22 protein-coding genes and 1 pseudogene are annotated in these 14553 nt (G+C 42.1%); 19 read left to right on the top strand and 4 right to left on the bottom strand.

What is annotated here, in order from left to right; genetic code table 11:
- Window positions 1-45: 45 nt before the first annotated feature.
- A pseudogene (locus KAN5_RS15845) lies at window positions 46-228 on the top strand (oxidoreductase); the annotation flags it as partial.
- Window positions 229-452: 224 nt separating this feature from the next.
- Here KAN5_RS15845 and KAN5_RS15850 read toward each other — a convergent pair.
- The 4 genes from KAN5_RS15850 to KAN5_RS15865 form a co-directional block, all read right to left on the bottom strand.
- Complete coding sequence (locus KAN5_RS15850; RefSeq protein ID WP_016710189.1) at window positions 453-1130, bottom strand: TorF family putative porin; 678 nt, start codon at window positions 1128-1130, stop codon at window positions 453-455.
- Between the two features lie 291 nt (window positions 1131-1421).
- A complete protein-coding gene (locus tag KAN5_RS15855) occupies window positions 1422-2585 on the bottom strand; it encodes a hypothetical protein (protein WP_244390096.1) in 1164 nt (387 codons plus the stop codon).
- 147 nt (window positions 2586-2732) lie between these two features.
- Window positions 2733-2933, bottom strand: coding sequence for a helix-turn-helix transcriptional regulator (locus KAN5_RS15860; protein WP_244390097.1), 201 nt, complete (start codon window positions 2931-2933; stop codon window positions 2733-2735).
- Between the two features lie 8 nt (window positions 2934-2941).
- Entirely contained in the window at window positions 2942-3367 is a 426-nt protein-coding gene (locus tag KAN5_RS15865) for a hypothetical protein (RefSeq protein WP_244390098.1), read from the bottom strand.
- A gap of 239 nt (window positions 3368-3606) precedes the next feature.
- Between KAN5_RS15865 and KAN5_RS15870 the strand changes: the two genes are divergently transcribed.
- The 18 genes from KAN5_RS15870 to rplQ all read left to right on the top strand — a co-directional run bounded on the left by KAN5_RS15870 (window position 3607) and on the right by rplQ (window position 14302).
- Entirely contained in the window at window positions 3607-5547 is a 1941-nt protein-coding gene (locus KAN5_RS15870; RefSeq protein ID WP_138555510.1) for an AsmA family protein, read from the top strand.
- 276 nt (window positions 5548-5823) lie between these two features.
- Entirely contained in the window at window positions 5824-6192 is a 369-nt protein-coding gene (rplN, locus tag KAN5_RS15875) for a 50S ribosomal protein L14 (protein WP_138555509.1), read from the top strand.
- 10 nt (window positions 6193-6202) lie between these two features.
- Window positions 6203-6517 carry a 50S ribosomal protein L24 gene (gene rplX, locus KAN5_RS15880; protein WP_138555508.1) on the top strand — a complete coding sequence of 105 codons (315 nt, stop codon included), beginning with the start codon at window positions 6203-6205 and terminating at the stop codon, window positions 6515-6517.
- A 16-nt stretch (window positions 6518-6533) separates the two neighbouring features.
- Window positions 6534-7073, top strand: coding sequence for a 50S ribosomal protein L5 (gene rplE / locus KAN5_RS15885; RefSeq protein ID WP_016710195.1), 540 nt, complete (start codon window positions 6534-6536; stop codon window positions 7071-7073).
- Window positions 7074-7083: 10 nt separating this feature from the next.
- Complete coding sequence (gene rpsN, locus KAN5_RS15890) at window positions 7084-7389, top strand: 30S ribosomal protein S14 (RefSeq protein ID WP_016710196.1); 306 nt, start codon at window positions 7084-7086, stop codon at window positions 7387-7389.
- Between the two features lie 21 nt (window positions 7390-7410).
- Entirely contained in the window at window positions 7411-7803 is a 393-nt protein-coding gene (gene rpsH / locus KAN5_RS15895; protein WP_016710197.1) for a 30S ribosomal protein S8, read from the top strand.
- Window positions 7804-7816: 13 nt separating this feature from the next.
- Window positions 7817-8350 (top strand): 50S ribosomal protein L6, encoded by a 534-nt coding sequence (gene rplF, locus KAN5_RS15900; RefSeq protein WP_016710198.1) that lies wholly within the window; start codon window positions 7817-7819, stop codon window positions 8348-8350.
- A gap of 9 nt (window positions 8351-8359) precedes the next feature.
- Window positions 8360-8710: a 50S ribosomal protein L18 gene (rplR, locus tag KAN5_RS15905; RefSeq protein ID WP_016710199.1), complete on the top strand. Its 351-nt coding sequence runs from the start codon at window positions 8360-8362 to the stop codon at window positions 8708-8710.
- Window positions 8711-8719: 9 nt separating this feature from the next.
- A complete protein-coding gene (rpsE, locus tag KAN5_RS15910) occupies window positions 8720-9226 on the top strand; it encodes a 30S ribosomal protein S5 (RefSeq protein ID WP_016710200.1) in 507 nt (168 codons plus the stop codon).
- Between the two features lie 3 nt (window positions 9227-9229).
- Entirely contained in the window at window positions 9230-9412 is a 183-nt protein-coding gene (gene rpmD, locus KAN5_RS15915) for a 50S ribosomal protein L30 (RefSeq protein WP_016710201.1), read from the top strand.
- A 5-nt stretch (window positions 9413-9417) separates the two neighbouring features.
- A complete protein-coding gene (gene rplO / locus KAN5_RS15920; protein WP_016710202.1) occupies window positions 9418-9852 on the top strand; it encodes a 50S ribosomal protein L15 in 435 nt (144 codons plus the stop codon).
- A gap of 10 nt (window positions 9853-9862) precedes the next feature.
- Window positions 9863-11191: a preprotein translocase subunit SecY gene (secY, locus tag KAN5_RS15925; protein WP_016710203.1), complete on the top strand. Its 1329-nt coding sequence runs from the start codon at window positions 9863-9865 to the stop codon at window positions 11189-11191.
- 22 nt (window positions 11192-11213) lie between these two features.
- Entirely contained in the window at window positions 11214-11327 is a 114-nt protein-coding gene (gene rpmJ / locus KAN5_RS15930) for a 50S ribosomal protein L36 (RefSeq protein WP_002959476.1), read from the top strand.
- A gap of 125 nt (window positions 11328-11452) precedes the next feature.
- On the top strand, window positions 11453-11809 hold the full coding sequence (gene rpsM / locus KAN5_RS15935; protein ID WP_016710204.1) for a 30S ribosomal protein S13: 357 nt from the start codon (window positions 11453-11455) through the stop codon (window positions 11807-11809).
- Between the two features lie 12 nt (window positions 11810-11821).
- Window positions 11822-12208 (top strand): 30S ribosomal protein S11, encoded by a 387-nt coding sequence (gene rpsK, locus KAN5_RS15940; protein WP_002959471.1) that lies wholly within the window; start codon window positions 11822-11824, stop codon window positions 12206-12208.
- 21 nt (window positions 12209-12229) lie between these two features.
- Window positions 12230-12850, top strand: a complete 621-nt coding sequence (gene rpsD, locus KAN5_RS15945) for a 30S ribosomal protein S4 (protein ID WP_016710205.1) — start codon at window positions 12230-12232, stop codon at window positions 12848-12850.
- A gap of 24 nt (window positions 12851-12874) precedes the next feature.
- The gene (gene rpoA / locus KAN5_RS15950) at window positions 12875-13861 is read left to right on the top strand and encodes a DNA-directed RNA polymerase subunit alpha (protein ID WP_016710206.1); all 987 of its coding nucleotides are present in this window, start codon (window positions 12875-12877) and stop codon (window positions 13859-13861) included.
- 39 nt (window positions 13862-13900) lie between these two features.
- On the top strand, window positions 13901-14302 hold the full coding sequence (rplQ, locus tag KAN5_RS15955) for a 50S ribosomal protein L17 (protein WP_016710207.1): 402 nt from the start codon (window positions 13901-13903) through the stop codon (window positions 14300-14302).
- The last annotated feature ends 251 nt before the right edge of the window (window positions 14303-14553 follow it).

Consider the following 14553-nt stretch of genomic DNA (forward strand, 5'->3'; position numbering starts at 1 on the left):
TCGTTTCATTTTGTTGATAAATCATTGTTTATGTTTGTAGGGAAGAGCTACGAGATTGACCAAGTCGTTTATGCGTGGTTGTTAATGCACCCAAGTGCACCATCGGTAGTACTTGGTACGGGCAATATTAAACGTATTGAGTCTGCGGTTGCAGCTAAGCGGTTAAAATTAAACCGTGAGCAATGGTATCGTATTTGGCAGGGCTCTACAGGGCATAGTGTGCCGTAGGAGTTTTAAGCTTTATGCTATAAGTTTGAAGCAGTCTGAGTTTAAGGTAAGTCTTGACATAAAATCTGGATTGATTAGTTTCTTGGCTTACCGCTTACCGCTTACCGCTTACCGCTTACCGCTTACCGCTTACCGCTTACCGCTTACCGCTTACCGCTTACCGCTTACCAAGATCGAGAAAGGGCCTTGCGGCCCTTAGTGTTGCAGCAAGTAACACATTCTTTTTATAGGCTAAAGTCCATTGCAAAAGCAACGTAAGCCTTAATATCACTGTCATCCATATCTGTATCTGATAGGCCAAAAGTGAAACCATCTTTAGAAATAGACACACCGTAGTCGATGATGTCGTCATCACCAATAAAATCGCCAGAATAATGACCTAGGTGCAGTGCCATTTCAGTACCATTACTACCAAGTGCAAATCCATAATCTGCGGTTAAGTACAATGAGTCACCAAAATCTGTGCCATCACCACTTGCCGCTGAAGTTGCAAGCACTGAAGCGCCAAAACTAAAGCCGCCCATGCTAATGCTACCGTAGATTTCAGAAAAATCTGCATCAGCACCTGATGCAGCATCTGGGTATGCATAATAGATGTAACCAACGTCGTAACTCATGTTTTCATTAATATCACCACCAAAGCCTGCGTAAAGGTCAAGCTCATAGGTCATTCCATCGGCCCAACTAGCATTAGATGCCCAAGTACCTGCATAAAAGCCTGACTCGCTGGCGTAATCAATACCGCCAGATATAGCTGCATCACCACCAGTTTGTTCTTGACCACGCCATAAGTAGTTTGACGTTGCGGCGGCGTTGGCTGTAACTTCGGCATAAGCTGCTGTTGATGTAGCTGCCATAAATGCAAGTGTGCTGATAGCAATCGCTGATTTTAGTTTTAACATGTTTAGTATCCTGTTGTTATGCTGATTTTTTGGTTAAGCAATTATTAATTAGATTGCAGTCTATAAATTGCTGGTCCCATTTCTAGTTGTCTGATTGGATAATTGCACCGCTTATGCCAAGTTAAATAAAAATCCTTAAAATAAATTTAATATCTTTTTAAAACATGTGGTTAAATTGTGAGCTTAGAATGATAGGAGAATCTTGATTGATTGTTGTGCACTTAGTTGGTGCATAAAAAAACCCGCATGCACAAATCAGTTGCAGCGGGTTTTTGTATTCTTTACTGGGGTTTAGCCAAAGATAGTACGCATTAGGCTGATAGTCTCAGCAACCCCTCGGCCTTTTTGTACTTCACTGATAATTGAGTCACGTTTCGCACGGATATGTTCTGGCATATCTTCTGCAGCAAGAGCGCGGTCAACGAGTATTTCAGCAGACTCTTTGCCACGACGTACTTTTTTAGTGGTGGTACTTGTAGCCCGCTTCGGTTTATTTAATAATTTGATATAGTTTGAGTTTTCAGCAGTAGTCGTATCTGCATAATAGAAAAAACATGGTATAAGAGCTTTGATTGCTACAAGTTGTTGATCTTGTTCGCTATCACCATTGGCCATTTTAAACCAAGACATAGCATGCACAGCTTGTACAATATCTTGCCAGTAGCGTGCAAAATCACGATTACTGAGTTTGGTAATTGCTAACGCAGAGCATAATGAGTCTAGACGTGAGTTATTAATTGGCGTAAATACATCAGGGCGACGCATTGCCAACAGACGAGTTGCAGGTGCTAGCGTTGGTTTCTCATTATTATCGGTAAAAGCATGTACGTATTTAAGCACAAAATCTTGGTAATTAGCTTCTGTTACTTCACCTTCAAGAGGAATGTGTGCTAACGCTTCATCAAATAAAGCGGGTAGGTCTGCAAGCATTTGATGAAAGGCTTTGGCGCTCTTTGTAGAGCTAAACCATTCAACATCAAAGTTATAGCTACTTGGATCAAGCGCTGAAGTATGTTTACCAGTAAAGGTTAATAAGTCTTCAGGGATCATCTCTTTTAAAGATTGCTCACGGATACTAGCAATATACTGAGTCAGACGTAACTGCTCATCAAGCGCTAATGCGTCTTTGTGCTGTTCAACAAATACACTGACAACCGGCCAAGGCGCGACACGAAGTGTTTTTAATTGCAAAAAGCTAATAGCTGAAATTAATAGGTCATGAAGTTTTTTTAAAACCGGTAATTGCTTTGTTTCAAGTAAATCGTGATTGATACGATCGCGACTAGCGCTCAGTAATTCATAGCACCAACCCAAGAAGTCTTCAGGGTGATTTTCTATTTTTACCGCCATCAGGTTTAAGCTGATTTCAGAAGCCTGCTTTAGAATATTTTGATAAATATGGCCTTCTTGCTCGCTTAATGCCATTTGTGAGGGGGAAATGAGCAGTTTTTTCATGCCTGATGGTACTCCGGTTAGATACATTTTCAGTTGTTTAATTTTAGCGCAAAATGGCTTAGAACAACAGGGCTGTGCATCATACCGAAGAATACAAGGGATGCAATCAAGATAGTTATGAAATCTCAAGATTGCATAATTGCTGTTTTAATCCTGCTCATCGAGTATAAATAGACGCTCAACTGAGGTGTTAAAGTGCTGTGCTATCTTCAGCGCAATGATCACCGACGGTGTAAAGCGAGATGTTTCGATTGTGCTAATGGTTTTACGTGACACATTAATCGCATCGGCTAGGTCTTGCTGTGAAAGCCCCACCGCTTTACGAAATTCTGCTATGTGATTTTGCACATTAACTCCTAATCACGATTTTGCCAAAGCAATGAAACGCCATATACTAATAGCACTATACCTAGATAGAATACTGCCATAGCTGCATGCGAAACCTCACTAGCTATTGCATCGCCTTTATAAAAAACACCGAGAAAACAAAGTCCAAGTGCAAAGCTTGTATGTTTATAAGCATTAGTGTCAATGGTGTTTAGAAACTCATCCTTATAAGCGTATTGAAAATACATTTTTAACGGAAAACCCCCTCTAATGAGGTAAATAACTACTATAACCATGTAAAATAAAACGCTCATCCCAACAATTAAAATTTCCTCAGTATCATGCTTTATTAGAGAGTAAACACTGAGAAGTAAACAAACTATGCCAGCGCTTGTACAAAACCATGCATTATGGTTCATAAATTTTTCTTCGGTTTTAATATCTTGTTGTTTCATAAAATCCATCCTGTGAAAGTGTTAATCTAAATAAATTGTAACCTACAGGTATCAATGTAACCTTGAGGTATCATTTGGTCAACTTGTTTTTGTAACCTAAAGGTATCAAAATGTTTCAGGGCGGATTCAGATACCAACTTGTAGAGTTGGAGAAATTGCTTTTTTCTATATCGGGCAATGATTTTCAGCGTAACTCCCGCTATGATAAGAGTATTATTTGCACATTTGAAAGGATGATCATGAAAACCTTATTTAAAGTTATTGGCGTTATACTGTTATTGCTTGTTGCTTTAATTGTTGCTGCGCCATTTTTAATTCCCACCGATGCCATTTTTAATAAAGTCTCTGAGCAGGTTGAACAAACCACAGGCCGTACTTTAACGATTAAAGGTGATAAAACCCTATCTGTTTTCCCCTCATTAAAACTTGAACTTGAAGATGTGCACTTTGCCAATATGAAAACGGGCTCACGCGCTGATATGGCAAGTATGCAGCAATTGGCCATTCATATTCCGTGGTTTTCGCTATTTGGTGGTGAACTTAAATTAGAAAAGTTTGTGATCAATGAGCCAAATATTCTGCTCGAAACAGATAAAAATGGTAAAGCCAACTGGCAATTGTTTGATGCAGTTGCAGAGCAGCCTACAGCTCAACAACAAAATAGTGGCTCAGTAAAGTTACCTGAAAACTTTGATATTGCATTAGGTGAAGTGGCAATTTACGGTGGTAAGTTTGTGTACTTAGATGGTGCGACTGGCGTTAAACAAGAGATCAGCGATCTCGAGTTAGCAATTTTACTGCCTTCATTACATAAAACATTAGAAGTAAAAGGCGCAATTACTTATATGCAAGAGCGCTTTGAACTGGATGTAACGGTTGATAACCCGGCTAAAGCAATTGAAGGTGATACCTTTAATGTTACTAAGAGTGTGACTTCTCGATTGGTAGATGTTGAGTTTAAAGGCTCAATTGCTGATCAAGGTAAAGATATTCAAGGTCAATTAGCGCTTAACGGTGATTCTGTAAAAGACATTGCTAAATGGCAGGGGGTAGAGCTCAATGCCAAAGATAACGCATTTAATACCTTTAGCGTGAGTGGCAAAATGCGCATGCAAGGTGACAAATTTAACCTAGCTGAATTAGTTGCGACATTGGATGCGCTAGAGATCAAGGGTAAGAGTGAGTTAAACCTTGGCAAGCGCCTAGCTGTAACCGCAGATATAGACTTGGGCATGCTTGATTTAAATCCATACCTACCAGAAGCAGTTGCACAAGCCGAAGCACCAGAGCCAGCAAAGGATGCGCCTGTGCAGCCGATTATTTGGGATGACACCAAAATGGACTTGAGTGGCTTAAACGCCCTTGATGCTAATGTTGTGATCCGCTCAAGTGGTTTGAAGGCGAATGAGATCAAACTTGGAGCCAATCAATTTACAGTTAATCTGAAAAATGCAGTTGCTTCAGTTAGTCTAGATAAATTTGCCGCTTACGAAGGTAATGGTAAAGGCACAATTACTGTAAATGCGAAACAAACACCATATAAAATAGCCACCAACTTCTCATTAGATAAAATCGATGCCCAACCATTACTAACCGATGCAGCTGGTTTTGACAAGCTAATGGGTAAAGGCTCACTTAATTGGGATTTAGCCACATCAGGGCAAAGCCAAAAAGACTTTATGGGTGCCCTGCAAGGCAAGTTGGCATTTGAGTTTGCTGATGGCGCAGTGAAAGGAGCCAATATCGCTGAAATGGTACGCAAAGGTAAAGAGCTTATCAAAGGGAACTTAGGCGCTGTATCTGAAGGACTGGATACTGGCTTTGATAATTCACAGCAAACCGATTTCTCAGCATTAACGGGAAGCTTTATATTTACCAATGGTGTTGGCAAAAATACTGATTTATCGATGTTAAGCCCATTAATTAGAATTACTGGAGAAGGTGATGTTGATTTACCTAAGACGACAGTGAACTATCGTTTAGTAACTGGTATTGTAGATTCTTTAGAAGGGCAAGGTACTACAGATGATAGTACAGGCTTTAAGATACCGGTACGCATTAAAGGGCCATTCCATGATGTTGGCTTCAGTTTAGATGTAAGCAAAGCAGCAGAAGATGAAGTAAAAGAGAAAGCCAAAGATAAAATTAAAGATAAGTTAAAAGGCTTATTTGGTAATTAATGCCGATTTTATTCGGTGATAAAACAATCAGGGCATAAATTTGCCCTGATTGTTTTATAATCAATGTTAAAATAGCAAAATTTGTTTGCCAAGCAAAATAACCACCCTCGTATTTCGAAATTAATTAAAAAATAACCTACCACTACCCCCTCAATGCTGATACAATTGCCCGCCCTTGGAATGCAACTAGATTGCTTTTTGAGTGGTTTTTAACCTAAATGTCTTGATTTTAAACGATTTAAGGCAGTTGTAATAACTACACCGGAGGTCATTAACATGATCCAAATGCAAACTCAGCTGGAAGTTGCTGATAACAGCGGCGCTCGCAAAGTGCAGTGTATTAAAGTCTTAGGCGGTTCGCACCGTCGTTATGCAGCGATTGGTGACATCATTAAAGTTTCTGTAAAAGAAGCGATTCCTCGCGGTAAAGTGAAGAAAGGTGATGTTAAAAACGCGGTAGTTGTGCGTACTAAGAAAGGCGTTCGTCGTCCAGATGGTTCTTTGATCCGTTTTGACAGCAATGCGGCTGTTATCTTAAATGATAACTTGCAGCCAATTGGTACACGTATTTTCGGCCCTGTGACACGCGAACTTCGTACTGACAAGTTCATGAAAATCGTTTCACTAGCCCCAGAAGTACTGTAAGGAGTCAATCATGGCAGCAAAAATCCGTCGTGATGACGAAGTAATCGTTCTAGCAGGTAAAGACAAAGGTAAGCGCGGCAAAGTGCTTTCAGTTGTTACCGAGTCTGGTCGAGTATTTGTCGAAGGCATTAACTTAATCAAGAAGCACCAAAAGCCGGTTCCACAATTGAACCAGCCTGGCGGCATTGTTGAGAAAGAAGCGTCTATTGACGTATCAAACGTTGCGATCTACAACTCAGAAACGAGTAAAGCAGATCGTGTAGGTTTCAAGATTGAAGATGGTAAGAAATTACGTATCTTTAAATCTACTGGTAAAACTATCTAATAGTTGGAGTAGAATGATGGCGAAACTGCATGAAGTATATAAAGACAAAGTAGTTGCTGAACTTCAAGAGAAGTTTGGTTTCAGCTCTGTCATGCAAGTCCCTCAGATCGAAAAGATCACATTGAATATGGGTGTGGGCGAAGCCCTAGCTGACAAGAAAATTTTAGATAACGCTGTTGCGGATCTAGAAGCTATTGCTGGTCAGAAGCCACTTATTACTAAAGCACGCAAATCTGTTGCAGGCTTTAAAGTACGTGAAGGCTACCCAATTGGCTGTAAAGTAACCTTACGCGGCGAGCGTATGTGGGACTTTTTTGAGCGTTTGGTTTCAATCGCTATCCCACGTATCCGTGACTTCCGTGGTGTAAGTGCTAAGTCTTTTGATGGACGTGGTAACTACAGCATGGGCGTACGTGAACAAATCATCTTCCCAGAAATTGATTATGATAAAGTAGACCGTGTACGCGGTATGGATATCACAATCACTACATCTGCGAAAACAGATGAGGAAGGCCGTGCGTTGTTAGAAGCGTTTAACTTCCCATTCAAGAAATAAGGGTAGGGTTATGGCAAAGAATTCTATGAAAGCGCGCGAAGCAAAGCGCACGAAATTAGTTGCTCAGTACGCTGAAAAGCGCGCAGCACTAAAAGCTATCATCAGTGATGTGAAAACATCTGACGATGATCGTTGGGACGCGGTATTAAAGCTACAAGCTTTACCACGTGATTCTAGCCCTGCACGTCAACGTAATCGTTGTAACATTACGGGCCGCCCACATGGTTACCTTCGCAAATTCGGCATGAGCCGTATTAAAGTTCGCGAAGCAGCTATGCGCGGTGAAATTCCTGGCCTTAAAAAGGCTAGCTGGTAATAGAATCACGGGAGTAAGACTATGAGCTTGCAAGATCCTATCGCGGATTTGTTCACACGTATCCGTAACGGTCAGTCAGCGAAGAAAGTATCTGTAACGATGCCTAATTCAAAACTGAAAGTAGCATTAGCTAAAGTATTAAAAGATGAAGGTTACATCACTGATTTCACTGTAAGTGGTGATGTTAAACCTGAGCTTTCTATCGAGTTGAAATACTTCGAAGGCAAAGCTGTTATTGAAAATATCCAGCGTGTTAGCCGCCCTGGTTTACGTATCTATAAGAAACGTGACGAATTACCGAAGGTAATGGGTGGTCTAGGTATCGCTATCGTATCAACTTCTAAAGGCCTAATGACAGACCGCGCCGCACGTAGTGCTGGTGTTGGTGGTGAAATCATTGGTTTTGTAGCTTAATCGGAGGGGAACTATGTCTCGCATAGCAAAGGCACCAATTAATGTTCCTGCCGGTGTAGAAGTTACATTAAAAGGCCAGGACATCACAGTTAAAGGCAAAAACGGTGAATTAACGCGTACTATCAACGATGCCGTTGAAGTACAAGTTAACGACAACGTTATTACAACTTTACCTCGTGAAGGCGTAGCCAATGCATGGGCACAAGCAGGTACTGCTCGCGCTCTAATCAACAACATGGTTGTTGGTACGCATGAAGGTTACGAGAAGAAACTTCAGTTAGTAGGCGTTGGTTACCGTGCTGCAGCTAAGGGTAAAACATTAGATTTAACTCTTGGTTTCTCACACCCAGTTAACTTCGCAGTTCCTGAGGGAATTACGATTGAAACTCCAAGCCAAACAGAAGTTCTAGTTAAGGGCGTAGATAAGCAGTTAGTTGGTCAAACAGCTGCTAACATTCGTGCATACCGTAAACCTGAGCCTTATAAAGGTAAAGGTGTTCGCTATTCAGATGAGAATGTACGCCGTAAAGAGGCTAAGAAGAAGTAAGGTAAGACGATGGATAAAAAAACAGCTCGTCTACGTCGTGCTAAACGCACTCGTAGAAATTATATTGAACAAGGCACAACGCGTCTTGTTATCCACCGCACGCCACGTCACATTTACGCTCAAGTTGTAAACGCTGAGGGTAATGTACTGGCTGCTGCTTCTACTGTTGAAAAAGCTATTAGCGAAACAGTTAAAGGCACAGGCAACATTGCAGCTGCACAAGCAGTTGGTAAAGCAGTTGCTGAACGTGCGGCTGACAAAGGCATCGAAAAGATTGCTTTTGATCGCAGTGGCTTTAAATATCACGGCCGTGTGAAGGCGCTAGCAGATGCTGCGCGTGAAGCCGGTTTGCAATTCTAGGAGTAGACAATGGCTAACGTAGAAGCAAAGCAACAACAGCCTGATCTAGCTGAAAAGCTAATCGCGGTGAACCGTGTGTCTAAAGTAGTTAAAGGTGGTCGTATCTTTAGCTTCACTGCACTAACAGTAGTTGGTGACGGCGCAGGTAAAGTAGGTTTCGGTTATGGTAAAGCACGTGAAGTTCCAGCTGCTATTCAAAAAGCAATGGAAAAAGCACGTCGTAACATGATCAACGTAGACCTAAATGGCAACACATTACAGCATCCTGTTAAAGGACGTCATGCTGGCTCACAAGTGTTCATGAAACCAGCATCTGAAGGTACTGGTATCATCGCAGGTGGTGCTATGCGTGCAGTACTTGAAGTGACTGGTGTGCAGAACGTACTTTCTAAATGTTACGGTTCTACTAACCCGATCAACGTTGTACGTGCAACGATCTCAGCTCTTGAGAACATGAACTCTCCTGAGTCTATCGCTGCAAAACGTGGTCTTCGAGTAGATGAGATTCTGGGGTAAACCATGGCTAATAAAACTGTAAAAGTAACACAAGTAAAGAGCTCTATCGGTCGTTTACCGAAGCATAAAGCTACATTACGCGGTCTTGGTTTACGTCGTATCAATCACACTGTTGAGTTGGAAGACACAGCATGTGTACGTGGTATGATCAACCAAGTTTCATACATGGTTAAGGTTGAGGGGTAATTCGAATGCATTTGAATACACTTTCTCCTGCTGCAGGTTCAAAATCTGCTGGTAAACGTGTTGGTCGTGGTATCGGTTCTGGTCTTGGTAAGACTGGTGGCCGTGGTCACAAAGGTCAAAAATCACGTTCTGGCGGTAAAGTACGCGTTGGTTTTGAAGGCGGTCAAATGCCTATGCAACGTCGTCTACCAAAGTTTGGTTTCACTTCTCGCAAATCGTTAGTATCTGCAGAAATTAACCTATACGAAATCGCTAAAGTTGAAGGCGATGTGGTAGACCTAGGTACGTTACAGGCAGCTGGTCTAGTTAAAAAGAACGTTCAGTTCGTTAAAGTTGTTAAATCTGGCGAAGTTTCACGCGCAGTTACTGTTAAAGGCCTTAAAGCCTCTAAAGGTGCTCGCGAAGCTATCGAAGCCGCCGGAGGCAAGGTAGAAGACTAAGGAAGTACTAATGGCTAAACCAGGTCAAGATATACAAAGTGCACAAAGTGGGCTTTCGGAATTGAAACGTCGATTACTATTTGTATTGGGCGCTATCATTATTTACCGTCTAGGTTCATTTGTGCCAATCCCTGGGATTGACGCCGCTGTACTTGCCGATTTCTTCGAGCAACAAAAGGGCACCATTGTTGAAATGTTTAACATGTTCAGCGGTGGTGCGCTTGAGCGCGCTTCGGTGTTAGCACTGGGTATTATGCCTTACATCACAGCTTCAATTATTACGCAACTATTAACGCATATGTATCCGCCGTTTATAGAGCTTAAGAAAGAAGGTGAACAAGGTCGTAAGAAAATTAGCCAGTACACACGCTACGGCACGCTCTTGCTTGCTACTATCCAATCAATCGGTATTGCCACAAGCTTACCGGGTATGATGGACGGGTTAGTTGTTAACCCTGGTCTCGGTTTCTACTTCACCGCTGTGGTGAGCTTAGTAACCGGTACTATGTTCCTAATGTGGTTGGGCGAGCAAATAACTGAACGTGGTATCGGTAACGGTATCTCAGTTCTGATATTTGTTGGTATTGTAGCTAACCTGCCGTCTGCTATTGGTTCGACAGCCGAAATGGCGCGCCAAGGTGATTTACATGTTTTAGCACTGTTATTGATTGCGGTAATCGTATTCGCTGTTACTTATCTTGTAGTGTTCTTTGAACGTGGTCAACGTCGTATTGTCGTTAACTACGCAAAACGCCAACAAGGTCGTCAAGTATTTGCTGCCCAAAGCACGCATTTACCACTAAAAGTAAACATGGCGGGTGTTATTCCACCAATCTTTGCTAGCAGTATAATTCTGTTCCCTGGTACAATTGCCAGCTGGTTCGGCCAGGGTGAAGGTCCTGTCGCTGATGTGCTACAAGCCATTGCTACAACGTTGACTCCAGGTCAGCCTTTGTATGCATTAGTTTTAGCTGCGGCTATTATCTTCTTCTGCTTTTTCTATACAGCGTTGGTGTTTAACCCACGTGAAACTGCAGATAACCTGAAAAAATCTGGCGCATTTATCCCAGGTATTCGTCCAGGCGAGCAGACATCGAAATACATTGATAAAGTGATGACACGCCTGACATTGGCAGGTGCTTTGTATATAACCTTTATCTGTCTGGTGCCCGAATTCATGACGATGGCATGGCAAACGCCATTCTACTTCGGCGGTACATCAATTTTGATTATCGTTGTTGTCATCATGGACTTTATGGCACAAGTACAGACTCATATGATGTCTCATCAATATGATTCTGTGCTGAAAAAAGCGAACCTTAAAGGCTATGGTCGATAAGGTCAGTTTACGGAGTTGAGCAATGAAAGTACGTGCTTCCGTTAAGAAAATATGCCGTAACTGTAAAGTTATTAAACGTGCCGGTGTTGTACGTGTAATTTGCAGTGAGCCTAAGCATAAGCAAAGGCAAGGTTAATTAATAAGTCGTGCAGGCTGAGGTTTCTCGGCCTGTGTTTTCAGTTGTGATTTGGTCTTCGTTTGAGTATCCTTACGGGCTCTTCAAACAGATGATAACCGAATTCAAATATAGGAGATGTGTTAGTGGCCCGTATCGCTGGCATTAACGTCCCTGATCATAAACATGCAGTTATTGGTTTAACAGCTATTTATGGCATAGGTAAGACTCGCTCTAAGGCTATCTTAGTAGCGACTGGTATCGCCGAGACCACAAAAATCGGTGAACTTTCAGACGAAACACTTGACGTACTTCGTGAAGAAGTTGGCAAGTACACTGTAGAAGGTGACCTTCGTCGTGAAGTTACTTTGAATATCAAGCGCCTTATGGACCTTGGTTGTTACCGTGGCCTACGTCACCGTCGCTCTTTACCACTACGTGGTCAAAGAACTAAGACTAACGCGCGTACCCGTAAGGGTCCTCGTAAGCCTATTAAGCGATAAGGGGATAGTATTATGGCTAAGACACCAATTCGTCGTAAAAAGGTTAAAAAGCAAGTTGCTGATGGTATGGCTCACGTTCATGCTTCTTTCAACAACACTATTGTTACAATTACCGACCGTCAAGGTAATGCACTATCATGGGCTACTGCCGGTGGTTCAGGTTTCCGTGGTTCACGTAAATCTACACCATTCGCTGCTCAGGTTGCTGCAGAGCGTGCAGGTACTGCTGCTCAAGAATACGGTTTAAAAAATCTAGAAGTTTTCATTAAAGGTCCAGGTCCAGGTCGTGAATCTGCTGTACGTGCTTTGAATGCTGCTGGTTACCGTATCACCAACATCACTGACGTGACGCCAATACCACATAATGGTTGTCGTCCACCGAAGAAACGTCGCGTTTAACAATAGGTTAGGAGAAATAACATGGCAAGATATTTGGGCCCTAAGCTCAAGCTGAGTCGTCGTGAAGGTACTGACCTGTTCCTTAAGAGCGGCGTAAGAGCTATCGACTCTAAGTGTAAACTTGAGACTGCACCTGGTCAGCACGGCGCTCGTAAAGGTCGCTTATCTGATTACGGTTTACAATTACGTGAAAAGCAAAAAGTACGTCGTATCTACGGTGTATTAGAAAAGCAATTCCGTAACTACTACAAAGAAGCTGCTCGCCTTAAAGGCAACACAGGTGAAAACTTGTTACAGCTTTTAGAGCAACGTTTAGACAATGTTGTATACCGCATGGGTTTTGCAAGCACACGTGCTGAAGCACGTCAGTTAGTAAGCCACAAAGCGGTTTTAGTTAATGGTCGTGTAGTGAACATTCCTTCATTTGTAATTACTCCAGAAGATGTAGTAGTTATCCGTGAAAAGTCTAAGACACAAGCTCGTATCATCGCTGCTCTAGAACTAGCCGAGCAACGTGAAAAACCGACTTGGGTTGAAGTTGACGGTAAGAAAATGGAAGGTAATTTTAAACGCCTACCAGAGCGTTCAGACCTGTCTGCGGACATCAATGAACAACTAATCGTCGAACTTTACTCTAAGTAAAGTTAAGAGTTAAGAGAGGATAAAATGCAGGGTTCTGTTACAGAATTTCTAAAACCAAGGTTAGTCGATATCGACGCTATTAACCCAACTCGTTCTAAAGTAGTTTTAGAGCCATTAGAGCGTGGCTTCGGTCATACTCTTGGGAATGCCTTACGCCGTATACTTCTTTCGTCAATGCCAGGATGTGCAGTAACCGAAGTTGAAATCGACGGTGTGTTGCACGAATACAGCGCGAAAGAAGGCGTACAAGAAGACATCATTGAAATTCTGTTAAATCTTAAAGGTCTAGCAGTTACTTTGGAAGGTAAAGATGAAGTTTTTCTTACCCTGACTAAGTCTGGTGTAGGCCCTGTGACTGCGGCTGATATTCAGCACGACGGCGATGTAACAATTGCTAACCCAGATCATGTTATTTGTCATTTAACGGCAGATAACAGTGCGATCAGCATGAGAATTCGTGTTGAACGTGGTCGTGGGTATGTGCCGGCATCAAGCCGATTATCCTCTGATGACGATGAGCGTCCAATTGGTAGATTGTTGCTTGATGCATCATTTAGTCCTGTTGAACGTATTGCGTACTCGGTTGAATCAGCACGTGTTGAACAACGTACAGACTTAGACAAGTTAATCATTGATATGGAAACAAACGGCACTTTAGATCCTGAAGAAGCGATCCGCCGTGCGTCTACTATCTTAGCTGAACAGCTAGAAGCATTCGTAGATCTACGTGATGTTACTGAGCCAGAAGAGAAAGAAGAGAAGCCAGAATTCGATCCTATTCTACTTCGTCCAGTTGATGATCTTGAACTAACAGTACGTTCTGCAAACTGTTTGAAAGCCGAGCAAATTCAATATATCGGTGATTTAGTTCAGCGCACAGAAGTTGAGCTTCTTAAAACGCCTAACTTAGGCAAGAAGTCTCTGACTGAAATTAAAGACGTGCTAGCTTCACGTGGTCTATCTCTAGGTATGCGCCTAGAAAACTGGCCACCTGCAAGCCTAGCTGAATAATCTAAATCACTATATTAGTTTAGTTAGAAGGATAGGGTCATGCGCCATCGTAAGAGTGGTCGTCAATTAAACCGTAACAGCAGCCATCGTAAAGCGATGTTCAGCAATATGGCAGGTTCTTTGGTGAAACATGAAATCATCAAAACTACTTTGCCAAAAGCGAAAGAGTTACGTCGTGTAATTGAACCTTTAATCACACTGGCTAAGACTGACAGTGTAGCAAATCGCCGTTTAGCGTTTGCTCGCACGCGTGATAAAGAAGTAGTTGGTAAATTGTTCAGTGAAATCGGTCCTCGTAACACAGACCGTCCAGGTGGTTACACTCGTATTATCAAGTGTGGCTTCCGTGCTGGTGACAATGCACCAATGGCTTATATTGAACTAGTAGGTCGCACATCTGCGAACGAAGAAGTTCAAGAAGACGCGCAGTCTGCTGAGTAAGTCTTAAAGACACCAAAAAGCCGAGCTTAATGCTCGGCTTTTTAATGCTTAAAATTCCTAACAATAAACAAGCTACTTAAGTTCCCTCAAATAAGCACTGCTTTCTTTCAAAACATCTCTAATGTAATAGCAAGCAGTCATACCAATCGACTTAAATATTTAACCATTCTAGCGAGCTAAATAAAGCGCTAACTGCGTTATAAATTTTTCATGTAGAACAACTACATGTCAAAATTTATGCCTTGTTATCA

Source organism: Pseudoalteromonas sp. KAN5 (assembly GCF_022846535.1).
Taxonomy (GTDB): Bacteria; Pseudomonadota; Gammaproteobacteria; order Enterobacterales; family Alteromonadaceae; genus Pseudoalteromonas; species Pseudoalteromonas haloplanktis.

What these genes read in the sequence shown, in the direction of transcription:
- rplR (WP_016710199.1), top strand. Translation starts at nt 8,360, where the DNA reads ATGGATAAAAAAACAGCTCGTCTACGTCGTGCTAAACGCACTCGTAGA.
- rplQ (WP_016710207.1), top strand. Translation starts at nt 13,901, where the DNA reads ATGCGCCATCGTAAGAGTGGTCGTCAATTAAACCGTAACAGCAGCCAT.
- rpsK (WP_002959471.1), top strand. Translation starts at nt 11,822, where the DNA reads ATGGCTAAGACACCAATTCGTCGTAAAAAGGTTAAAAAGCAAGTTGCT.
- rplE (WP_016710195.1), top strand. Translation starts at nt 6,534, where the DNA reads ATGGCGAAACTGCATGAAGTATATAAAGACAAAGTAGTTGCTGAACTT.
- rpsE (WP_016710200.1), top strand. Translation starts at nt 8,720, where the DNA reads ATGGCTAACGTAGAAGCAAAGCAACAACAGCCTGATCTAGCTGAAAAG.
- rplO (WP_016710202.1), top strand. Translation starts at nt 9,418, where the DNA reads ATGCATTTGAATACACTTTCTCCTGCTGCAGGTTCAAAATCTGCTGGT.
- rpoA (WP_016710206.1), top strand. Translation starts at nt 12,875, where the DNA reads ATGCAGGGTTCTGTTACAGAATTTCTAAAACCAAGGTTAGTCGATATC.
- KAN5_RS15865 (WP_244390098.1), bottom strand. Translation starts at nt 3,367, where the DNA reads ATGAAACAACAAGATATTAAAACCGAAGAAAAATTTATGAACCATAAT.
- rplF (WP_016710198.1), top strand. Translation starts at nt 7,817, where the DNA reads ATGTCTCGCATAGCAAAGGCACCAATTAATGTTCCTGCCGGTGTAGAA.
- rpmD (WP_016710201.1), top strand. Translation starts at nt 9,230, where the DNA reads ATGGCTAATAAAACTGTAAAAGTAACACAAGTAAAGAGCTCTATCGGT.
- rpsD (WP_016710205.1), top strand. Translation starts at nt 12,230, where the DNA reads ATGGCAAGATATTTGGGCCCTAAGCTCAAGCTGAGTCGTCGTGAAGGT.
- rpsH (WP_016710197.1), top strand. Translation starts at nt 7,411, where the DNA reads ATGAGCTTGCAAGATCCTATCGCGGATTTGTTCACACGTATCCGTAAC.
- KAN5_RS15870 (WP_138555510.1), top strand. Translation starts at nt 3,607, where the DNA reads ATGAAAACCTTATTTAAAGTTATTGGCGTTATACTGTTATTGCTTGTT.
- rpsN (WP_016710196.1), top strand. Translation starts at nt 7,084, where the DNA reads ATGGCAAAGAATTCTATGAAAGCGCGCGAAGCAAAGCGCACGAAATTA.
- rplN (WP_138555509.1), top strand. Translation starts at nt 5,824, where the DNA reads ATGATCCAAATGCAAACTCAGCTGGAAGTTGCTGATAACAGCGGCGCT.
- secY (WP_016710203.1), top strand. Translation starts at nt 9,863, where the DNA reads ATGGCTAAACCAGGTCAAGATATACAAAGTGCACAAAGTGGGCTTTCG.
- KAN5_RS15850 (WP_016710189.1), bottom strand. Translation starts at nt 1,130, where the DNA reads ATGTTAAAACTAAAATCAGCGATTGCTATCAGCACACTTGCATTTATG.
- rpmJ (WP_002959476.1), top strand. Translation starts at nt 11,214, where the DNA reads ATGAAAGTACGTGCTTCCGTTAAGAAAATATGCCGTAACTGTAAAGTT.
- rplX (WP_138555508.1), top strand. Translation starts at nt 6,203, where the DNA reads ATGGCAGCAAAAATCCGTCGTGATGACGAAGTAATCGTTCTAGCAGGT.
- KAN5_RS15855 (WP_244390096.1), bottom strand. Translation starts at nt 2,585, where the DNA reads ATGAAAAAACTGCTCATTTCCCCCTCACAAATGGCATTAAGCGAGCAA.